Consider the following 21,559-nt stretch of genomic DNA (forward strand, 5'->3'; position numbering starts at 1 on the left):
ACGACTGCGTTCTTGATGGCGACCGACTACTGAACACTAATAACTGAATACTCAATTACGGCAACCATTTTTTCTCAAAATTCGGCTTTCTTTTTTCCAAGAATGCATTCCTGCCTTCTTTAGCTTCTTCTGTCATATAGGCAAGTCTAGTGGCCTCACCGGCAAAAACCTGTTGTCCCACCATTCCATCATCCGTAAGATTCATCGCAAATTTTAGCATTTTAATAGCCATTGGAGATTTTTGCAAGATTTCCTGCGCCCATTCGTAAGCCGTATTTTCTAATTCAGCGTGAGGAATCACAGCGTTCACCATTCCCATATCCATAGCATCCTGAGCCGAATAATTGCGTCCCAAAAAGAAAATTTCACGTGCTTTTTTCTGTCCCACCATTTTAGCTAAATAAGCTGAACCATATCCACCATCAAAACTGGTTACATCGGCATCAGTTTGTTTGAAAATAGCGTGTTCTTTACTTGCCAAAGTCAAATCGCAGACCACATGTAAACTATGTCCGCCGCCTACAGCCCATCCAGGAACTACGGCGATAACTACTTTTGGCATGAATCGGATTAAGCGTTGTACTTCTAAGATGTTCAAACGATGCTGTCCGTCATCGCCTACATATCCTTGATGACCACGTGCGTTTTGATCGCCTCCGCTACAAAAAGAATATACGCCATCCTTAGAAGAAGGTCCTTCGGCAGAAAGTAAAACTACTCCAATTGAAGTATCTTCCTGCGCATCATAAAAGGCATTATACAATTCAGCTGTCGTTTTTGGACGAAATGCATTGCGCACATCCGGCCTGTTAAAAGCAATTCTGGCAACGCCATTGCATTTCTTATAAGTGATATCTTCGTATTCTTTAGCAGTAATCCAATCCATTACAATTGATTTTAATTATTATAGTGTAAAAATAAATCATTTTTTACATTTTATCTATTCTATTTAGACAAGCTTATGGTAATATTTCTCTCATTAAAGGCTTTGTAATGTTAAAAAACGACCAAAAAATAGCGTTTTAACAGTTGGGAATCCAAATTATTTCTAACTTTATAATCAGCTAATCAGATAAATACGAATTATTTATCTCATTTAATTATTGATTTTTCACTGATTTATTAACCTAAAAAAAGAATGTATTGAATACCATTAAAAATGTTGTCACTCGTTTTTCTACGGTAATAACTTATAACACTATTTCAAAAGCCCTGATTAACGAGTTTATGAGAAAATCATTTGCTTCAGCAGTAAAAATAAAAGTAACACCCACGGTTAACTAAAGAGCTATTTTTCTTGTTCTTGCATAAGTGAGACATTAATAAACAATTGTTTAGAAAATTATCTTCCAATATATATAAAACCAGTGGCTTTATTGTGAAATTATTTTCAAAAATGCTACGCAACTGACTGGACATTTAAAGACAAACTATTCTTTAAAGTACTTTATGCTTACGTTATTGTTTTAAAAATAGTATCCTGAATACTATAGTGTTAGAGGTGGATAAAGTTACTTTGAACATCCAATTTATTTTAATGTTGTCAGAATTTATTATTCTAAAACAATATTAAAAAGAGAAAGACTAATCATACCGATTAGTCTTTCTTTTTTTAATTTACATTGAACATTGTTTAAACATTTTATATTTTTTCTAAATCATTTAGAAATTAATCTACAGTAAGAATATGCTCCTTGACTAAACTTCCTAAATTTTTTAATGGTTGCAAACGATAAAACATAAAAATAGTGTTGGTATTATTTTACTCCTTAATTAAGTAAATTCCGTCTTCCTTGATTTCGATTAATTTCTCTCGGTATAAAGCACCAATGGCTTTCTTGAAGGTTTTCTTGCTCATTTTCAAAACTGTTTTAATGTCTTCCGGGTGTGAATTGTCCGTCAAACGCAAAAAACCTCTGCTGGCTCTTAACTCATCTAGAATTTTATCTGCATTGGGCTCGATACTTTGGTACCCCTGAACCTGCAATGCCACATCAATTTTATTATCAGGGCGAATCGTCTTAATGTAGCCGCGCATGCGGTCTCCTGTTCGAATTGCATCATCATACACTTCATCTTTGTACAACAAACCTTTATGTTTCTCGTTGATAATTACGTTAATTCCTATTTCAGTAATGTGCGAAACAATCAAATCCACTTCTTCTCCTTTTTCAACCGTTAGCTCCTCATTTTTTAGAAATTGGTTGGTTTTACTGGAAGCCACCAAACGATTAGTTTTTTCGTCCATATAAAGATAAACCAAGTAGCGTTTGCCTTTTTCCATAGGACGCGCCTGCTCTTTGAACGGAACCAAAATATCTTTTTCCATTCCCCAATCCATAAAAGCACCAATCTGATTGGTATAATTCACACGCAAAAGCGCAAATTCATTCAATAATATATACGGTTCTAATGTGGTGGCAACGGGTCTTTCTTCGTGGTCTAAATACACAAAAACAATCAACTCCTCGCCTATTTCAAATTCGTTTGGTACATATTTGTTAGGCAACAGAATGTCGTGAATTCCTTCGGGATCTTTTTCTGGATTACCTAGAAACAAACCCACTTTGGTATCGCGTAATATGGTAAGCGTATTGTATTTTCCTATTTCAATCATTTTCTTTCAATTTCTAAAGTGCAAAGGTACGAAGTTTGAAAATAGTAAATTAAGAAACCGTCCACAAAAAAACAAAGCCCGAATCCGAGGTTTTTTGGTTTTCCAGAAGCATCACTTTCCGTTGTTTCATTATGAGTTGTACTGCCGACTATTTAGTATCTTTTACTCATCAGTGGACGTAAACCAAAAATGAAAGAGCTACTTTAGAATAAAATTAGTTGTTTTTTTTATAAACGAATAAAAATTCCGTAAGATTACACAAATACAAAAAGTCCAATGAAAGTAGATTCATTGGACTTTTTGTAAATAAAAAAATAGCACTAAACCTTTTTAAAAATAATTGGCTATTCATAAAAAATAAAAGGCCGTCTTTTGGGGGAAGACAGCCTTTTAATTATAAAAAAATACTCAACTTAAATTTTTGCGAAGATATTTGTGTAATATTTTTTACCCGTTGCAGGATCCTCTTTTATTGCAATTCCAAAATGGGTAAAATTACCCTCTATATTTTCTTTATGACTAGGACTGGCTAACCAAGCATTTAAAGCCGCTTGTGGTGTATTGTAATTATAAGCAATATTTTCGCTCACGGATGTGGCTCCTAATGTTTTCATTATATTTTCGGAACGAGCCACAAAATCATTATGATTCACTACATTATTTGCAATCATATAATGATCATGTTCTTCTGATTTGTAAGACATGTGATTAATTTTTTCTAAAGGTGTTAAACCCTTGCGAACTCTGTGAGCATTAATCAAATTCATCGTTTCTATTTCGATCGAATTGTATGAATAAACAGTTACTTTCTTTGCTACGGCATCAGCTGTTTGAGTATCAGAAGAGTCTGAAGAACAGGAATTCATAGTGCATATTACAGTCACGAGCAATAACGCACGAAGTAATTTTAGCTTCATAAGAGTAGTAGTTTAAGTGTAAAGTAAATTGTGGGGCAAAAAACTTTAAGAATAATTAATAGATGCTTTTTATTATTAATTAAAATTACATCTTTTATCGTTAAACTACCAAAAATAATCGACTAACTACATTATAAAGATATTTATATATGTATATTTCCTACTTTAAGGAGAGAGTCTGTCCATTTTCCAAGAATAATCGTGTTGACTTGTATAACGAATTCTATCATGTAATCGATTGGGCCTTCCTTGCCAAAACTCTACTTCTAAAGGAGTTACTAAAAATCCGCCCCAGTGTTTGGGTCTCGGAATTACAACACTCTCAAAATCTTTTTCTAACTGCTTCAGGTTTTCCTCTAAATAGCCTCTGGAAGGAATCACTTCACTTTGGTTAGAAACTATTGCGCCTAATTTACTGCCATCAGGTCTGGATTCAAAATAACTATCAGAAGTCATTTCCGATGTTTTTTTTGCAATTCCTTTAATGATTACCTGACGCTCCATAGTATGCCAAAAAAAAGACAGGCACACATTAGGATTTTCAGCAATAGCCTTACCTTTTTCTGAATTGTAATTGGTATAAAAAATAAAACCTTCTTCAGTAAATTTTTTCAATAAAACAACTCTAGACTTGGGAAAACCATCTAAACCTATTGTAGCAACCGTCATAGCATTTACTTCGCTTTCGCCACCATAATCTTCTACTTCATGAAACCAGCGATTAAACAAATTTATTGGGTCTTCCGGAATATTCGATTCTAATAATTCACTCTTTTCGTATGATTTTCTGTAATTACTTAAGTCGTTCATATTTCATTGTTTTAAAAATGTTTGATTGTTGAATGATTTGATAAAAATTATCAAAAAATCCAAATACTATTTTATACTCTAAATTGATTTCTGTATTTAAAACTCAAAGCTTTTTCCATCATCTGCTAAGAGTACTGAGGGGAAAATAGTTTCGGCTTCTTCTTTAAACAATCCGATATTTTCATATCGGGTGGAATAATGTCCTAAAACTAATTGTTTAGCATTTGCTTTCAAAGCTATGGTTGCAGCTTCTTTAGCTGTAGAATGTAATGTTTTTTTGGCCAGATTTTCCTCCGATTGAAGGAAAGTAGATTCATGGTACAACACATCTATATTTTCAATTATAGGAAGTATCTCCTCATTGTAAGCAGTATCTGAGCAAAATGCATAATTCTTTGCCGGAATAGGATCAAATGTCAATTTGTCGTTTGCTATGATTCTTCCGTCTTCCAACGCGATGTCTTTCCCATTTTTTATTTTTTGGTAATAGCAACTCTCTATTTCATAATTTTGAACGGCATCCAAATTCAGTTTTCGGTCTCCTAATTTTTCTTGGAACAAAAAACCATTTGTATACACGCGGTGTTTTAATGGAATGGTTTTTACCAAAACCTTGTCGTCTTCAAAAATAATTTCGCTTTCCAGCGATTCCAATTCATGAAAGAACAAACCGTAATTGGTCCAAGAATTAGACAATCGCAATTGCAACTTGATAATTTCTTTGATGCCCTTTGGACCATAAATATGCAAATCCGTAGTTCTGTTGAGCAAAGTAAATGTGGATACTAAACCCACTAATCCAAAGAAGTGGTCTCCGTGCAAATGGGAAATAAAAACATGGTTTATTTTAGAAAATCGTATTTTATTCTTCCGCAATTGCACTTGGGTTCCTTCTCCGCAATCAATCAAAAAAAGTCTGTTTTTTATGTCTAAAATCTGGGAAGTAGGATTGGTAAAGGTTCGTGGAGTGGCTGCATAGCAACCGAGGATTGTTAGTTTCAAGTTTAATTTATTCGGTTATTTGGTTAACTGTTTAATCGTTATTTCATATTTGTTTAAATAAATTTGGCGGTTAAAAAGTAACCGAGTGTTCTAACTTAAAAACCTAAATCTCTTTCAATCTCCTCCATTTCAATAATATCATGAGACTCTAATAGTGAAGGCACCACAGTTAATTTCTCAGGAATGGCATTGTAATCAAAATCAGAAGTGACAATTACAAAAGATTTTTTAGCTTTTTTATGTTGTTTTGACAATGGCATAAATAATTTAACATCATTTGTTGACAAATCGTTATGCAACAAAAGATCAATTATTATGTTGTGTTTTTCGAATGTTTTATATTGATGGGTAACCTTCATTAAAAAAGAAGTAAAATCACCCTGAGTATCCCTAATCGTTATCGTATGTCCTTTTTGATCTACTTTCATTGTATTAAATTTCAGAGACTGCATCTTTAATAGCAGTATGGTTTATAAGTAGCTAATTTACAAAGTTTTAAATTAGTTTATTGAATTTTTGAAGCCAAAAGATAAATAACCGCCATTCTAATTGCTACACCATTTTCTACTTGGTTCAAAATCACGGATTGATGGGAATCAGCCACTTCACTTGTAATCTCTACACCGCGATTAATAGGTCCGGGATGCATAATTATAATTTCTTTATTAAGAGAATCCAAAAGTGGTTTATCAACTCCATATAGTTGTGCATATTCCCTTGTGGATGGAAAATAATTGACATCCATACGTTCATTTTGCACACGTAACATATTGGCAACATCACACCATTCTAATGCTTTTCTTAAATTAGGTTCCACAGTAACGCCAAGCGATTCAATATGTCTTGGAATAAGTGTTTTAGGGCCGCAAACTTTGACCTCAGCGCCTTGCATTTGCAACGCATAGATGTTGGACAAAGCGACTCTGGAATGCAAAACATCACCTACAATGACCACTTTCTTTCCGGCTACTTCACCTAGTTTTTCTCGAATGGAATAGCTGTCTAACAACGCTTGTGTAGGATGTTCGTGTGCACCATCTCCTGCGTTGACGATGCTGGCTTTTACGTTTTTGGACAAGAAATAAGCAGCGCCTGGATTCGCGTGCCGCATCACCACCATATCTACTTTCATCGAAAGGATATTGTTTACGGTATCTATTAATGTTTCTCCCTTTTTGACAGAAGATTGTGCTGCCGAAAAGCTAATAACATCTGCAGACAACCGTTTTTGTGCTAATTCAAAAGAAAGTTTTGTTCTGGTACTGTTTTCGAAGAAAATATTGGCAATGGTAATATCTCGTAACGAAGGCACTTTCTTAATTGGTCGATTAATGACTTCTTTAAAATGATCGGCAGTTTCAAAAATCAGGTCAATATCATTCTTGTTGATGTATTTTATCCCTAATAAATGATTTACGCTTAATTCTTTCATTTTTATTTACGATTATAGTTTTTAATAGGTGGCTTTTGTTTTAAATCTAACTTGTAATTAAATACACACCATCTTCTCCGTCATTTTCTTTCCAGCTCACTTTTACTTTTTCATCATTTATTGCGTCTACCTGTCTGCCTCTATAATCCGGTTGAATGGGTAAATTGCGACTGAAACGTCTGTCTATCAAAACCAGCAGTTCAATTTCCGAAGGTCGCCCAAAAGATTGTATAGCAGTCAAAGCTGAGCGTATGCTTCGTCCGGTGAACAGGACATCATCTATGAAAATGACTTTTTTATTTTCAACAATAAAATTAATCTTGGTTTTATTGGCTTCTAATGGCTTATCTGTTCTTCTAAAATCATCTCTGAAAAAGGTAATGTCCAGATAACCTAATTGAATTTCAGGAGTTTGATATTCTTTTTCCAGAATTTGTTTCAATCGCTCCGCCAAAAAAACACCTCTTGGTTGGATTCCAACTAATATTGTATCTGAAAAATCTAAATGTTTTTCTATTAATTGACAAGCCAAACGATGTAATATGATAGTAACTTCTTTTGCAGTAAGTAATACTTTTTGACTCATAGTAATTGTGTAGTTTGGTTTGGCAAATATACAAATTCCAATTTATGATATTATAATTAAAAAGGGAGAAAATAGCAGCATTTAGGATTTGCCCCATGAAATCCATGTGGCTTTATGCCAAATCATTTCTAAAAGTCCTTGCTTGTGGGTTTCAAGCCACCATTTACAAAAATATAATTGGATAAAAAACAATGCAAATCCTATCAATAAGCAAAAGATAGCGCCAGTATATTTAAAAAGTCCCAACCCATATCGGTAATAAATAAATACGCCAATTGCTGACTGAAATATATAATTTGTAAGGCTCATTTTTCCAAACGGAATAAACTTAGAAAATACGTTATTAACAGCATTCTTTATGATAAAAAAAATACTCAATTAATAAAAAATTAAGTGTTTAACGTAACAAATTTATTTATACTTTTTAAAATGCAGTTGTTCCTATATCAGTTGTATTACCAATGGTCACTACGATAGTACTTTTTGTTACAGGCAATAAAGGTAAAACAGGAGTCATAGTTACGTTGTAAGTCCCTGAAGGAAGACCTATAACTAAAAATTCACCGCTTGCATTTGCGTTTGTTGAATAAGATAAACTCGTAAGAACATCAACAGCAGTGACTACAGCTAAACTGCCTACCGGAGTAATTTTACCTTTAATGTTACCACTTATAGCCGCTTCAATTGTTCTAACAACAGGTTTCAATTTATAAGCACCATTTCCTGTATTCACAATTGATTTATTCGCATCAAAATCAAGTAAAACACTATACAAAATTCCTTGTTCAAGTGTTTGGTGTACTTGTAATTTCAGTCCTGATTGTTCAGCACTTGGAGTATTCAAAGGATAGGTTACATTATCAACAACTACCGTATTGTTTGTTCCAAGTATAAGTCTAATTTGAGCAACTTTAGAAATTTGTAAGGTGTCAGTAGCAATAAGAGTACTTTCGCCGTTAGAAAAATCAAGTAGGTTATAAATTCCTTTCTTAACATTCAACGTTACCGTTTCTCCAGCATCTCCAGTTACTTCTACACCTAGTAAATCAATATTTACTTTTTGATATGGCCCCGGAGCGTCAGTCATTTTTACTTGATAAGGATAACTTGAAGCTATTTCTTCGTTGTTATTACATGAAGTCATAATAATTCCTAATACGAAGAAAGATAGAATAATTTTCATTTTTTTCATTTTCAATTGTTTTTTATAGTTATAAAATACTTTAAAATATTTAGTAAATTTAAAAGCAACGTGAAAAAAATTTGTTACATAACTTTAGTATTAAGTTATAGGATTCACACATTAAAACAGCAGTACTATAAGACTTTATTATGCATTAAATTTTTTCCTTTACAATGCGGTCTTTTTTGACATGTAAAACTGTTAATTGCTTTTCTATTGCTTCCATCATAGGCGGAGGTCTACAGAGGTAAAATAATTCATCAGTTACTTTTTGGTTGATTTTAATCAAATTTTCAAAGATTTGACCATATTCATCTACAACACGTTTTTCTTTTGATAGAATATTAATGAAATTATGACCTAATAATTCTTTAAATTCATCTTCTAATATAATATCATCTTTGGTTTTATTATATTACTTTTATGTTTAATTATGGTGGTTAACCACTATTTTGTGATTTTATCCTCTAAATTTCACAATAAACTTAAATAATTATGTAACAACGCTATACTTGAAACCTGTAATTTTATATTTCAAATTAAAGATAGAAATCATGCTAAAAAAATTAACCAGACTATTAATGCTTTCATTGGTACTAATATCATTTTCAAGTTGTTCAATAATAGGAGGAATATTCAAAGCTGGAGTAGGTGTTGGTATATTTATAGTTGTTGCCGTTATCGTTATTATCATTTTTATCATTAATAAGATTTTCGGTAAGAAATAATGATCGTTTAATTAAGATTGACAATTAAAAACTTCTTTTAATAAAAATATCCCGCAATTGCGGGATATTTTTAATCTTAAATATAAATTACTTTTTATACAATATACATTTTAGCTCTCAATTCCTGAACTTTTTCATCATCTAGGTAATCATCAAAAGTCATGTAACGGTCAATCGCTCCATTAGGCGTTAATTCAATTACTCTATTAGCAACCGTTTGCGAGAATTCATGATCATGAGTGGTGAAAATCACAGAACCTTTGTAGTTTTTTAATGAATTATTAAAAGCTGTAATGGACTCTAAATCCAAGTGATTGGTAGGTTCATCCAGCATTAAAACATTCGCTCGTTCCATCATCATTCGAGACAACATGCAACGCACTTTTTCTCCTCCGGATAATACTCTGCAGGTTTTTAAGGCTTCTTCTCCTGAAAAAATCATTTTTCCAAGAAAACTACGAATATTTACTTCATCACGCTCCTCTTCAGTTTTTACCCATTGACGCAACCAATCTACAAGAGAATAATCGTTTTCGAAAAACGAATGATTATCTCCTGGTAAATACGCTTGGTTTGTTGTAACTCCCCAATCATAAGTTCCGGAATCCGCTTTTTGATTTCCATTTAGAATTTCGTAGAAAGCGGTAGTGGCACGTGAATCTTTTGAGAAAAGAACGATTTTATCGCCTTTGGCCATATTCAAATCTACGCCTTTAAATAAAATATCTCCATCTACAGAAGCGCTTAAATTTTGCACATTCAAAATTTGATCTCCTGCCTCACGCTCTTGGTCAAAAATAATTGCCGGATAACGACGACTTGATGGTTTTATTTCGGAAATATTCAGCTTGCTAATCATTTTTTTACGAGAAGTAGCTTGTTTTGATTTGGCTACATTCGCACTAAAACGACGAATAAATTCTTCTAATTCCTGTTTCTTTTCTTCTGCTTTTTTGTTTTGTTGCGCGCGTTGTTTTGCTGCTAATTGACTTGATTCATACCAGAATGTATAGTTTCCGGAATAATGATTTATTTTACTGAAATCTATATCCGAAATATGCGTACAAACAGAATCCAAAAAGTGTCTGTCGTGAGAAACTACAATTACGGTATTTTCATAATTGGCCAAGAAATTCTCTAACCAGGCAATGGTTTCAAAATCCAGATCATTGGTAGGCTCATCCATAATAAGTAAATCCGGATTTCCAAAAAGCGCTTGTGCCAAAAGGACACGAACTTTAATTTTTCCCTCAAGATCTCCCATTAAAGTATAATGATGTTCCTCTGTAATGCCTAGATTTGATAACATCGATGCCGCGTCGGAATCAGCATTCCAACCGTTCATCTCTTCAAATTGCACTTGTAACTCGCCTATCCTGTCCGCATTTGAATCATTGTAATCTAAATATAAAGCATCCATTTCTTTTTTGATCGCATACAAGGTTTTATTCCCCATCATAACGGTCTCCAATACGGTGCTTTCGTCAAACATATTGTGGTTTTGGTTTAAAACCGACATACGTTTTCCTGGTTCCAAATGAATATGTCCCGAAGTTGGGTCCATTTCACCGGCGATTATTTTAAGAAAAGTAGATTTTCCAGCGCCATTGGCTCCGATAACTCCGTAGATATTACCGTGAGTGAAGGTAGTATTTACTTCGTCAAACAAAATTCGTTTGCCAAACTGAACTGATAAATTATTTACTGTTAACATGAATATTTATTTTATAAAATTTTTGCAAAAATACGAAAAAAATAACGATTTACTGAATTCCAAAAAAATCCATTTTTAACGGTTTTAATTTACGGATTAGAACAATAATTAACAGAAAAAAATCCTGACACAAATTATCAGGATTTCAAAATTCTTACTTCATAAAGCCAATGTTACTTTTCTTGTTTACAGCAATTTTTTCAAACTACCGTAAACTGCTAATTCTACATCGGCGGGACTTCTGGTATTGCATTTCTCTAATAAATCTTCCAATACAGTTTGACTTACTTTTTGTTTTTTATCTATTAAAAGCAATAGCTGCTGGGATACATCACTCAAACTTTTAGACAAGGGCAAAAGAGGTTGCACCAGCGACGCATTGGCACTTAAAGCAATTAAATCGGAATTTAGGACGATCCACTTCTTAAAAAAGTCAGTCACTATCCCTTTATTCTCCTTGCTTTTATTTGCTAAATATGTATTGACTGCAACATTAAAATCTAGTGCTTCCGAAGCATCCGCATTACAAGCATCCGCAAATAAGGTCAACGGAGAATGCATGCGGTATTTCTTTCCGCCACCATTACGTTTGTAATTTTTCAGTGGTTCACAAAGGTTTGAAAAATCATTCAATGCACGCGTATCTTGATTGTTGCTGATGTTTCTTAAAATCACTTCTTTGTTTCTAATGTGAGTAATTCCGAGTTCTTCTAATCGAAAAGAAATCGTTTTCAACCTTTTGCGTAAGCTGTTCATATCGGTAACAGATTCATCAGACCATAATCGCTCGGCTATCGCAGCGGTTCGTGGCCAAATTCTGGAATCTATATTTAATGGCGTTACGAGTTCACTCCACATCGCTGCTTCTCCTCCTAAAACCCTTGCTTTTTCCTCTGGACTAAGAATTATCTTTTTGGGTATGGGATCATTCAAATAATGACTTTCAATACCAAGCATCAAATCAATATAATATCCATTTGACAACACTGTATTGTAACCGCTTTTTGCAGCTTCGATCAATGCTCCACCGGCTTCTTGCCCTTCGTTAGTTCCTCGCCAAGCATGAATTATGGCGTCTTTAGACATGTTTTCAGTCATTATTTCTTCCCAACCCATTAATTTTTTGTTGTATTTTTTCAAGATTGGAATCAACTTCATATTAAAATAAGTTTGCAAATCATGATTACTGGCCAGATTATTATCCTTTTTAAATTGCTGAATAGCAGGATTTGCATTCCACTCCTTCCCATTGTTTTCGTCACCTCCAATATGAAAATAACTACTTGGAAATAACGGGCACACTTCATCAAAAATCGAACTTAAAACTTCGTAGGTTTTTGGATTTATAGGGTCTAAAGTCGCATTGAAAATCCCTGAATTTCTTTGTACTTCATACGTGATTTCCCCCTCACCTACTTTACTTCCTATTTCAGGATAGGCAGTCAGCAATGCCGATGCATGTCCAGGAACATCTATTTCAGGAATAACCAGAATCCCTCTTTCATCAGCATATTTTACAATATTTTTAATTTCTTCCTGAGTATAAAAATTTCCATCTGAGGCTAATTCTGTCAATTTTGGATGATTTTTTAATTCAATTCTCCAACCTTGATCATCGGCTAAATGCCAATGGAAAACATTCATTTTCATCGAAGCCATAGCGTCCAGATTTCTTTTGATAACATCTACCGGTTGGAAGTGTCGGGCCGCATCAATCATCAAGCCTCTCCAGGTAAAACGTGGCGAATCCGAGATTTCAACAACCGGAAAGTAATATGACGTACTATTATTCTGAAGCAATTGTAATAACGTCTCCAAACCATGCAAAGCCCCTAAATCACTTGTGGCATTAATGGTTATTTGATTAGAAGCAATTTCCAATTCGTAACTTTCGTCCTCATTAATTTCTATTTTTCCGTTGCGAACACAATTTATCTGCAATTCTGCTTCCGGACTTTCGTTGACTTCTGTCAAAAAACTTTGTTCGAGAAACAATCCCGTTCTGCCATCTAATCGTCGCAGGAAATTGGTTGCGCCTATAAAAATTCTAGGATTAGGATTCCCGGTAATATTCACTTTAAAATTTTTGCTTAAAGCAAAAGTGCCAGCGGTCAACTTTATATTTTGTGGCCAAGGCATTAGGTTTAATTGCTCGGTGGTAATTTGTGCATTCGAAACAAAACTTACTAATAATAGGATCAAAAAGTATTTCATAGTTTATAGGTATTCAATATGTTTTTAATAGTCAAAACGTTTAAAAGCTTCGATGGCTTCATATTCTGCCAGTCCTAAATCATCATATAATTTTGCTGTATGTTTATTGCGGTCTTCGGCACGCACCCAAAATTCTCTGGAATCATTACCTTGAAACATCACGCGGTCTTTTTGCGATTGATGGTATAAAATTGCGTGTCTTTTTAGCATTACTTCTTCTGGACTTAATGGTACTGCCATGTCTATTTCATGAATTTCCCATTCATGCCAAGCACCACGATATAACCACAGCCAGCAATCATTCATAAACGATTGTGGTTTCAACGCTGCCATAGCAGTAAAAATAGCATTAAGACAAACTTCATGCGTTCCGTGCGGATCCGCAAGATCACCAGCGGCAAAAACCTGATGCGGTTTTATTTTTTCGATAATCGCTTTTACAATAGCAATGTCATCCGCGTGGATTGGGTTTTTCTTTATTAGTCCCGTCTCATAAAAAGGCATATCCAGAAAATGGATATTCGATTCATTTAACCCAATGTACCGAACGGCTGCATACGATTCTCTGCGTCTGATAAGTGCTTTAAGTTTCCGAACTTCAAGAGAATCTATTTGATTTTCTGACTTGTTCCTCAGGAAATCAATAACGGATTGAAAATCAATTTTAGTTTTAGCATCTCCAATGAAATCAGTACAAACCTCAGCAAATTTTAAGGCTTCGTCATCTGTAACAGCGATGTTTCCTGAAGTTTGATACACTACATGAACATCATGTCCTTGTTTTATTAATTTAGAAAAAGTTCCTCCCATGGAAATCACGTCATCATCTGGATGCGGACTAAAAAGAATCACTCTTTTCTTATCAGGATTAGCCCTTTCCGGTCTATGGGAATCATCAGTATTAGGTTTACCTCCTGGCCATCCGGTTATGGTGTGCTGCAACACATTGAACATGTTTATATTCAAGTCGTAAGCTGAACCTTCTAATGCTAAAAGATCAGACATTCCATTATTATTGTAATCTCTGTCGGTCAATTTCAAAATAGATTGATTGGTACTTTGACACAGCCAAACAATTGCTTTGCTTTTTAACTCTTGAGTCCAAATACATTCGCCCACTAACCACGGTGTTTTGAAACGGGTTAATTCTGAAGCTGCCAATTGATCTAAAACGAACGTAGCATTAGCATGATTTTGCAAAAATGTCGCAGGAACTTCAGAGCTAATATCGCCTTGAATTGTTCTTTTTATTATATCTGCTTTGTTTTGGCCCCAGGCCATTAATACAATTCTTTTAGATCTTAGAATCGTAGAAACTCCCATGGTAATTGCTCTTTTAGGAACATTGTCAATCCCATTAAAATCAGATGAGGCATCGACTCTTGTAATGTGATCCAAAGTAATTATGCGAGTGCCCGAGTTGATATGGGATCCTGGTTCATTGAACCCAACGTGACCCGTACGACCAATTCCTAATAATTGAAAATCAAGTCCGCCAGCATTTTTAATATTCATTTCATAATCAATACAGTATTGATTCAGTTCTTCAATAGCTATCGTTCCATCTGGGATATGTATGTTTTCAGGCTTAATATCGATATGATTAAAAAGATGCTGGTGCATGAAATAATGATAGCTTTGGTTATTTTCTTTTGTCATCGGATAATATTCATCCAGATTAAAAGTGACTACATTGCTAAAACTAAGTCCTTCTTCTCTATACATTCTAACTAGTTCTTCATACACTTTAATAGGTGAAGAGCCAGTAGCCAAACCAAGAACACAAGATTTATTTTGCTTTTCTTTTGATTTAATCAATTCAGCAATTTCCTGCGCTACAATTACAGAGGCTTCTGTTGAGTTTTTGAAAATTTCATTATGAATTTTTTCAAATCTAGTTTCTTCGAATTTACCGGCACTTTTATAATTGATATCTTTTTTTCTTCTTAAATCACTTTTCATATCGTGTTTTTCATACTGAATTATAAAGATAGTTTTTTTAAAAGAGTAAGGAAAATAAAAAATACCATAAATCAGATTGCTTCGAGTATCCAAAAAAATGGAGATTATGAAAATCTTAAACTATTTCTATAGATAAAGTACATTTAATCCCAATTTCAAAGTTACCGTCGTTTTAGAATTAGCAAAAAGGTTAAAAAAAAAGCATCATTTTTTAATAAAACGTGGTGATTCAATAATTATAACAATATTTAGTCTAAATTATTTTTTTTTAATTTACTTAACAAATATATTTACGGTCTTACAGCTATAAAAGTATTTAGTTTTAATCATTAACCAATGTATACTTATGAATTCAGAACAAACAAAGTCTAACAATTCCGCGCTTTACACGCTCATAACCGTATTTTTCTTTTGGGGTTTTATTGGAGCATCAAACGGAATTTTTATTCCATTTTGCAAAGCTAAATTTGGCTTAGACCAATTTCAAAGTCAACTTATCGATTTTGCTTTTTATGGGGCTTATTATATCGGAGCTTTATTGCTTTTTATTTTTAGCAGTATCGCCAAAAAAGATATTTTAAACGGTTGGGGATTCAAAAAAGGAATTATTTACGGATTATTGATAAGTACGTTTGGAGCTCTGCTTATGATTTTAGCGGTAACACAAGGAAGTTATTTGTTTATTCTTGGTGCATTATTCATTGTAGCTCTTGGTTTCTCACTGCAACAAACATCGGCACAGCCGTTTGCTGCTTCATTGGGCGAACCACATTCAGCATCAAGCAGACTAAATCTTGCTGGTGGAATCAACTCATTGGGCACCACAATAGGACCGATAGTGGTTTCTATCGCCTTGTTTGGTGTTATTGCAGGAGTTAATATCGAAGAATTTGCTCAAAAACCAGATTCATTAGATTCTATGAGAATCCTTTATGTATTTGTTGGTGCACTCTTTTTATTGGCAGCAGCCTTATTCCATTTTTCTAAAAAGTTACCGGCCGGAAAAAGTGATTCTACTTTTGAAACGGCGAATAAAGCAATGAAAACACTAATTGCGATCACTGTAATTTTGGTTGCTATTTTTGCCTATATCTTTTCTCGTTATGAAGATGCTGAATTTATTACTCGTTTTATCGAGAACAAAGAAAAAGATTACTTAGGATTAGCCTTAACGGTTTCTACACTTTTGGTAGTTGTTATTGGATTATTTTTCGCCAATACAACGGCTCAAAAAAATCCTGAAGGATGGGGAGCCATGAAATACCCACAATTAGTTTTGGGAATGTTAGCCCTTTTCGCTTACGTAGGTGTCGAGGTAACTATAGGAAGTAACCTTGGTGAATTATTGGTGACTGCTGATTTTGGTTCAATAGCTGGACCTGCTTTAGCGCCCTATATGTCTATGTATTGGGGAAGCTTAATGATTGGGCGTTGGGCAGGAGCCATTACAGTTTTCAACCCGTCATCTCAACTAAAGAAAATTTTACTTATCGTAGTTCCTTACATAGCTTTTGGAGTCGTATTAGCCGCTAACGCTATTTCCGGACAAGATGTAACACCTTTATATGCTTATGCATTTGTAATTTTGTTCCAAATCGCTGGTTTCTTTTTAGGAAAAGATCAACCGTCTAGAACCTTAATGATTTTTGGTTTAATGGGAATGACAGCCATGCTTATTGGTTTATTCACTACGGGTACAATCGCTATTTTTGCTTTCATGAGCGGTGGATTATTCTTAAGCATCATGTGGCCTTCTATTTTCTCATTAGCAATTGCAGGTTTAGGAAAATATACCTCCCAAGGTTCAGCCTTCTTGGTGATGATGATTTTGGGTGGTGGTATTATCCCGCCATTACAAGGAAAACTAGCAGATATTATAGGAATTCATGCTTCTTACTTCATTCCTGTTTTATGTTTCGCATTCATCGCATTCTACGGATGGAAAGTAATTGGAATTTTGGAAAAACAAGGAATCGGAAAAGAAGTAGAAGTTGGTGGCGGACACTAATCAAAAATATAATACCAAACCATATTGAAACCAAACCAATAAAAAAAATCCCATTTCAAATTTGAAATGGGATTTTTTTATTCAATTCGCTGAGACTCAAAATGGCTCACCGAGCATTTTTTATTTATTTCCTTTCTCGAAATCAGCCACAAACTGCGCCAATCCAATATCCGTCAATGGGTGTTTCAATAAGCCGTATATAGCAGATAATGGTCCGGTCATTACATCAGCACCAATTTTTGCACAATTTACAATGTGCATCGTGTGACGTACTGAAGCAGCCAGAATTTGAGTTTCGTAGCCATAATTATCATAAATCAATCTGATTTCTTCAATCAAAGCCAAACCGTCTGTAGATACATCGTCTAAACGACCAATAAAAGGAGAAACGTAAGTAGCTCCCGCTTTTGCAGCCAATAAAGCCTGTCCAGCCGAGAAGACTAATGTTACATTCGTTTTAATTCCTTTATCCGAAAAGTATTTAGCAGCCATAACCCCTTCTTTAGTCATAGGAACTTTCACCACGATTTGCTCGTGTAAATCCGCTAATTCTTCTCCTTCTTTAATCATCCCGTCATAATCCAACGCATTTACTTCGGCACTAACATCACCATCAACAAGATTACAAATGTCAACATAATGTTTCAAAATGTTGTTTTTTCCTGTGATTCCTTCTTTTGCCATTAATGTTGGATTAGTGGTAACACCATCCAAAACGCCTAATGCCTGTGCTTCCTTAATCTGAGCTAAATTAGCCGTGTCAATAAAAAATTTCATATTATATAATTTAATTGTGTGTTTTAATTCTTTGGGCGTGACCCAAGGGTCGGGCTTTCCGCTTCAATCTTTTATTTTTTAAAGAAAAAATAAAAGATTGAAGCGGAAAGCCCTCACGCTAATAAATTCGGTGCAAAATTACAACTTATAATGGCTCATCAGCATTTTTTCATATACTTTATCTGGTAAAATTCTTTTCAAAACAATTGAAAATTTTTGCATAAAAATTCCCACTTTATAATGAATTTTAGGTTCTGGAGTTTGGATAATCTGATAGACCGCTTCAGCCATTTCATTTGGATTACTGCCGCTGTCCACATGTTCATCCATCGTTTTCAAGGTGTTTCCGTACGGAGTTTCGTAAGCGGAACCCTTTAGTACCGGAGCATGAAAACGTCCCGAAGCAATATTTGTCGCAAAATCTCCCGGAGCTACATTCGTAATATGAACTCCAAAGGATTTCACTTCCATTCGCAACGCTTCAGTGATGAGTTCAAGGGCACCCTTTGAAGCAGAATAAACACTTCGATACGGCAAACCCATATATCCCGCAATAGAAGTCACATTGATGATTAATCCTGATTGTTGTGTACGCATTTGTGGTAACACTGCTTTCATTACCTCAATTGGGCCAAAAAGATTAGTCTCAAAATTATTCTTAATTTCATGCATCGGAATTTCTTCCAATGGTCCCGTAATCCCAACACCAGCGTTGTTAATGACAACATCAAGCCTTCCGGAGGTCGCAATCACTTTGGCTACAGCCGCATGAATCGAATCCGAATCCCGAACATCTAAAGCAATTAGAGGAAAAACCGAATTTAAAATTCGTTCCGGATTTCTGCTAGTTCCGTACACAACAAAACCTTTATGGTGTAAAAATTCGCCAATAGATTTCCCTATTCCTGAAGAACCGCCTGTTATTAAAACTACTTTATTCATGATTATTGATGTTTATTGTACGAAAGGTCCAAAAATAAAAAAATCCTCCCGAAGGAAGACTACTTATTTGTGTGAATTTAGAAAAGAATCTGAAATAAATTCAGATTAAAAAAATGGCAAGCGACCTACATCGCACCGCTCAACCACGTACCCTTGCTATGTTCCCATCCTGGGGGAGTCTGCAGGAGCTGGTCGTGTAGGACTTGCCGGTGCAAAGATACAATCTTTTTATATTTTTACAAGAGCTTTAATCATTAAAAAATAACGTTATATTGGGGTATCAAAAATTCAAACAATGAAAAATTATAACTTCCTATCTATCATTTTATTAGGAATCACTTTAGCAAGTTGCAACGAGGAAAAAAAAGGCCAAAACACTTTATTTACCTTTGATAATTCTAAATTTTCAGCATTATATACCCCACAAGAAGTCCTTTCTTTAGCGGTTTTGAATCCCAATTCAAAAAAAGTAGATAGCATTATTTACTACGTCAATGATAAAAAAATTGCTTCTAAGAAAGGTCTTGATAAACTATCATTGGAATTAAAAGATCAAAAATTAGGAAACCAAGACCTGAAAGCCCTTGTTTATTATGAAGGACAAACCGCTGAGGCTACTGGAAGAGTAGAATTAGTTTCCGGCATTCAACCAAAACTATTAAAATATACCATTGTAAATACCTATCCGCACGACATTCAAGCCTACACGCAAGGATTAGAGTTTTACCGTGACACGCTGTATGAAGGAACTGGAAACGGTTCTGGAAACAGTTCTGGAATAAAAGGGATTTCGAGTTTAAGAAAAACAAACTATAAAACTGGAGAAGTATATAAAAAAGTAGAACTGGCTGACAATTATTTTGGGGAAGGAATTACGATTCTCAACAACAAAGTATACCAACTGACTTGGCAAAACAATGAAGGATATGTGTATAATGCTGATACTTTCAAAAAAGAAAAAACGTTCCCCTATTTCAAATCAATTGAAGGTTGGGGATTGACAAATGACGGAACTTATTTATACCAATCAGACGGAACCGAAAAAATTTGGATCATTGATCCAATCACATTCAAAGAAGTAGATTACTTGAACGTATATTCCTTTGAAACAAAAATAAAAGCAATCAATGAACTCGAATGGATTGATGGTAAAATTTATGGAAATGTGTACCAGAAAGATGCCATTGCAGTCATCAATCCTAAAAATGGAGCCGTTGAAGCAATTATCAATCTTGCTGATTTGAAGAAAAAAATTACCCAATTACCTGATACAGATGTCCTAAACGGAATTGCCTACAACCCAAAAACCAAAACCATTTTTGTGACCGGAAAAAACTGGGATAAAATGTTTGAAATCAAAGTTTCTGAATAATTTTATATAAAATGACAACGCTACTTATCAATATCAAAGAATTACTCCAGATTAGGGAAACTGCTATTGCTAAAGTTTCCGGTGCTGAAATGGCAATTCTTCCCACCATCAAAAATGCCTTTTTGGTCATTAGTGACAACCTGATTGCTGATTTTGGATCAATGGATAATTTGCCGGAATTACATGCTGACAAAATAATTGATGCCACTGGCAAAATAGTTTTACCTTCATGGTGTGACAGTCACACGCACATTGTGTATGCGGGAAATAGAGAACAGGAATTTGTAGATCGGATTAATGGCTTGTCGTATGAAGAAATCGCCAATTGTGGTGGTGGAATTTTAAATTCAGCTACAAAACTCAACGAAACTCCCGAAGATGAAATTTATAACCAATCCAAGGTGCGTCTGGAGGAAGTCATGCAACTGGGAACCGGAGCTGTAGAAATCAAATCAGGATATGGCTTGACGCTGGATGGAGAATTGAAAATGCTTCGAGTGGTTCAGCGGCTATCAAAAAATTATCCCATTACTATAAAAGCAACTTTTCTGGGTGCTCACGCTTTTCCATTGGAATATGCAACAAACCATCAAGGTTATATCGATTTAATTATCAACGATATGCTTCCTGAAATTGCCAAAAACAAACTGGCAGATTTCATCGATGTGTTTTGTGAAGCGGGTTATTTTACTGTTGAAGAAACCCGAAAAATTATGGAAGCCGGAATTAAATTTGGCTTAAAGCCAAAAATTCACGTCAATCAGTTCAACTCAATTGGCGGAATTCAAGCAGGAATTGAATACAACGCGTTATCAGTAGATCATTTAGAGGTTATGAAACCGGAAGATATCAAAGCGTTGAAAAATACCGACACAATGCCTGTTGCATTGCCTTCTTGCTCATATTTTTTAAGCATTCCCTACACTCCCGCACGAGCAATGATCGCGGCAGGACTTCCTATTGCCCTTGCAACGGATTACAATCCGGGCTCTACTCCTTCAGGAAACATGAATTTTGTTGTAGCAACGGCATGCATCAAAATGAAAATGACTCCCGAAGAAGCCATCAATGCTGCCACAATAAATGGAGCTTACGCCATGGGAATTTCTGAAACTCATGGAAGCATTACTATTGGCAAAAAAGCAAATCTAATTATTACAAAACCCATTACATCCTATTACCAGCTTCCATACGCTTTTGGCAGTACTCTAATTGAAACGGTACTGATTGAAGGTGAAATTATTTCATAAAAAAAGAGGAACAGCACGTTCCTCTTTCCTAATTATTTCAATTTT

The 21,559-nt window shown here is 34.6% G+C and carries 18 protein-coding genes and 1 other RNA gene; 3 read left to right on the forward strand and 16 right to left on the reverse strand.

Annotated features, from left to right (window positions below; genetic code table 11):
• Positions 1-55 precede the first annotated feature (55 nt).
• The 13 genes from EKL99_RS01535 to nagB form a co-directional block, all read right to left on the reverse strand.
• Positions 56-886: a 1,4-dihydroxy-2-naphthoyl-CoA synthase gene (locus EKL99_RS01535; protein ID WP_126459908.1), complete on the reverse strand. Its 831-nt coding sequence runs from the start codon at positions 884-886 to the stop codon at positions 56-58.
• Between the two features lie 876 nt (positions 887-1,762).
• Entirely contained in the window at positions 1,763-2,617 is an 855-nt protein-coding gene (locus tag EKL99_RS01540; RefSeq protein ID WP_126454843.1) for a S1 RNA-binding domain-containing protein, read from the reverse strand.
• 413 nt (positions 2,618-3,030) lie between these two features.
• Complete coding sequence (locus EKL99_RS01545; protein ID WP_126562183.1) at positions 3,031-3,534, reverse strand: CAP domain-containing protein; 504 nt, start codon at positions 3,532-3,534, stop codon at positions 3,031-3,033.
• Between the two features lie 165 nt (positions 3,535-3,699).
• Entirely contained in the window at positions 3,700-4,344 is a 645-nt protein-coding gene (gene pdxH, locus EKL99_RS01550; RefSeq protein ID WP_126562184.1) for a pyridoxamine 5'-phosphate oxidase, read from the reverse strand.
• Positions 4,345-4,440: 96 nt separating this feature from the next.
• Positions 4,441-5,346: a ribonuclease Z gene (locus EKL99_RS01555; protein ID WP_126459916.1), complete on the reverse strand. Its 906-nt coding sequence runs from the start codon at positions 5,344-5,346 to the stop codon at positions 4,441-4,443.
• 95 nt (positions 5,347-5,441) lie between these two features.
• A complete protein-coding gene (locus EKL99_RS01560; RefSeq protein WP_126459918.1) occupies positions 5,442-5,774 on the reverse strand; it encodes a ribonuclease Z in 333 nt (110 codons plus the stop codon).
• A gap of 77 nt (positions 5,775-5,851) precedes the next feature.
• A complete protein-coding gene (locus EKL99_RS01565) occupies positions 5,852-6,778 on the reverse strand; it encodes an aspartate carbamoyltransferase catalytic subunit (protein ID WP_126555712.1) in 927 nt (308 codons plus the stop codon).
• Positions 6,779-6,824: 46 nt separating this feature from the next.
• The gene (pyrR, locus tag EKL99_RS01570) at positions 6,825-7,364 is read right to left on the reverse strand and encodes a bifunctional pyr operon transcriptional regulator/uracil phosphoribosyltransferase PyrR (protein WP_126555710.1); all 540 of its coding nucleotides are present in this window, start codon (positions 7,362-7,364) and stop codon (positions 6,825-6,827) included.
• Positions 7,365-7,445: 81 nt separating this feature from the next.
• The gene (locus EKL99_RS01575; RefSeq protein WP_126555707.1) at positions 7,446-7,742 is read right to left on the reverse strand and encodes a DUF418 domain-containing protein; all 297 of its coding nucleotides are present in this window, start codon (positions 7,740-7,742) and stop codon (positions 7,446-7,448) included.
• Positions 7,743-7,788: 46 nt separating this feature from the next.
• On the reverse strand, positions 7,789-8,556 hold the full coding sequence (locus EKL99_RS01580) for a DUF4382 domain-containing protein (protein ID WP_126555705.1): 768 nt from the start codon (positions 8,554-8,556) through the stop codon (positions 7,789-7,791).
• A gap of 813 nt (positions 8,557-9,369) precedes the next feature.
• Positions 9,370-10,989, reverse strand: coding sequence for an ABC-F family ATP-binding cassette domain-containing protein (locus tag EKL99_RS01585; RefSeq protein ID WP_126453416.1), 1,620 nt, complete (start codon positions 10,987-10,989; stop codon positions 9,370-9,372).
• Positions 10,990-11,175: 186 nt separating this feature from the next.
• Positions 11,176-13,203 (reverse strand): beta-N-acetylhexosaminidase, encoded by a 2,028-nt coding sequence (locus EKL99_RS01590; protein ID WP_126576265.1) that lies wholly within the window; start codon positions 13,201-13,203, stop codon positions 11,176-11,178.
• Between the two features lie 24 nt (positions 13,204-13,227).
• Entirely contained in the window at positions 13,228-15,165 is a 1,938-nt protein-coding gene (nagB, locus tag EKL99_RS01595; protein ID WP_126564202.1) for a glucosamine-6-phosphate deaminase, read from the reverse strand.
• Between the two features lie 346 nt (positions 15,166-15,511).
• On the opposite strand from nagB, the gene EKL99_RS01600 reads away from it, so the two are divergent.
• Positions 15,512-17,173: an MFS transporter gene (locus tag EKL99_RS01600; RefSeq protein WP_126562186.1), complete on the forward strand. Its 1,662-nt coding sequence runs from the start codon at positions 15,512-15,514 to the stop codon at positions 17,171-17,173.
• Between the two features lie 120 nt (positions 17,174-17,293).
• On the opposite strand, the gene fsa is transcribed toward EKL99_RS01600, so the two are convergent.
• The 3 genes from fsa to ffs all read right to left on the reverse strand — a co-directional run bounded on the left by fsa (position 17,294) and on the right by ffs (position 19,101).
• Positions 17,294-17,950 carry a fructose-6-phosphate aldolase gene (fsa, locus tag EKL99_RS01605; RefSeq protein ID WP_126576266.1) on the reverse strand — a complete coding sequence of 219 codons (657 nt, stop codon included), beginning with the start codon at positions 17,948-17,950 and terminating at the stop codon, positions 17,294-17,296.
• Positions 17,951-18,088: 138 nt separating this feature from the next.
• Positions 18,089-18,892 carry an SDR family oxidoreductase gene (locus EKL99_RS01610; RefSeq protein WP_126576267.1) on the reverse strand — a complete coding sequence of 268 codons (804 nt, stop codon included), beginning with the start codon at positions 18,890-18,892 and terminating at the stop codon, positions 18,089-18,091.
• 111 nt (positions 18,893-19,003) lie between these two features.
• An RNA gene (gene ffs, locus EKL99_RS01615) (signal recognition particle sRNA small type) lies at positions 19,004-19,101 on the reverse strand.
• Positions 19,102-19,187: 86 nt separating this feature from the next.
• On the opposite strand from ffs, the gene EKL99_RS01620 reads away from it, so the two are divergent.
• Complete coding sequence (locus EKL99_RS01620) at positions 19,188-20,264, forward strand: glutaminyl-peptide cyclotransferase (protein ID WP_126576268.1); 1,077 nt, start codon at positions 19,188-19,190, stop codon at positions 20,262-20,264.
• 11 nt (positions 20,265-20,275) lie between these two features.
• Positions 20,276-21,514: an imidazolonepropionase gene (gene hutI / locus EKL99_RS01625; protein WP_126562190.1), complete on the forward strand. Its 1,239-nt coding sequence runs from the start codon at positions 20,276-20,278 to the stop codon at positions 21,512-21,514.
• The last annotated feature ends 45 nt before the right edge of the window (positions 21,515-21,559 follow it).

This window comes from Flavobacterium sp. ZB4P23 (assembly GCF_003970375.1).
In the GTDB taxonomy this organism is placed as follows: Bacteria; Bacteroidota; Bacteroidia; order Flavobacteriales; family Flavobacteriaceae; genus Flavobacterium.

Coding starts and splice junctions, on each gene's coding strand:
- EKL99_RS01535 (WP_126459908.1), bottom strand. CDS start 886: ATGGATTGGATTACTGCTAAAGAATACGAAGATATCACTTATAAGAAA.
- EKL99_RS01540 (WP_126454843.1), bottom strand. CDS start 2,617: ATGATTGAAATAGGAAAATACAATACGCTTACCATATTACGCGATACC.
- EKL99_RS01545 (WP_126562183.1), bottom strand. CDS start 3,534: ATGAAGCTAAAATTACTTCGTGCGTTATTGCTCGTGACTGTAATATGC.
- pdxH (WP_126562184.1), bottom strand. CDS start 4,344: ATGAACGACTTAAGTAATTACAGAAAATCATACGAAAAGAGTGAATTA.
- EKL99_RS01560 (WP_126459918.1), bottom strand. CDS start 5,774: ATGAAAGTAGATCAAAAAGGACATACGATAACGATTAGGGATACTCAG.
- EKL99_RS01565 (WP_126555712.1), bottom strand. CDS start 6,778: ATGAAAGAATTAAGCGTAAATCATTTATTAGGGATAAAATACATCAAC.
- pyrR (WP_126555710.1), bottom strand. CDS start 7,364: ATGAGTCAAAAAGTATTACTTACTGCAAAAGAAGTTACTATCATATTA.
- EKL99_RS01580 (WP_126555705.1), bottom strand. CDS start 8,556: ATGAAAAAAATGAAAATTATTCTATCTTTCTTCGTATTAGGAATTATT.
- EKL99_RS01585 (WP_126453416.1), bottom strand. CDS start 10,989: ATGTTAACAGTAAATAATTTATCAGTTCAGTTTGGCAAACGAATTTTG.
- EKL99_RS01590 (WP_126576265.1), bottom strand. CDS start 13,203: ATGAAATACTTTTTGATCCTATTATTAGTAAGTTTTGTTTCGAATGCA.
- nagB (WP_126564202.1), bottom strand. CDS start 15,165: ATGAAAAGTGATTTAAGAAGAAAAAAAGATATCAATTATAAAAGTGCC.
- EKL99_RS01600 (WP_126562186.1), top strand. CDS start 15,512: ATGAATTCAGAACAAACAAAGTCTAACAATTCCGCGCTTTACACGCTC.
- fsa (WP_126576266.1), bottom strand. CDS start 17,950: ATGAAATTTTTTATTGACACGGCTAATTTAGCTCAGATTAAGGAAGCA.
- EKL99_RS01610 (WP_126576267.1), bottom strand. CDS start 18,892: ATGAATAAAGTAGTTTTAATAACAGGCGGTTCTTCAGGAATAGGGAAA.
- EKL99_RS01620 (WP_126576268.1), top strand. CDS start 19,188: ATGAAAAATTATAACTTCCTATCTATCATTTTATTAGGAATCACTTTA.
- hutI (WP_126562190.1), top strand. CDS start 20,276: ATGACAACGCTACTTATCAATATCAAAGAATTACTCCAGATTAGGGAA.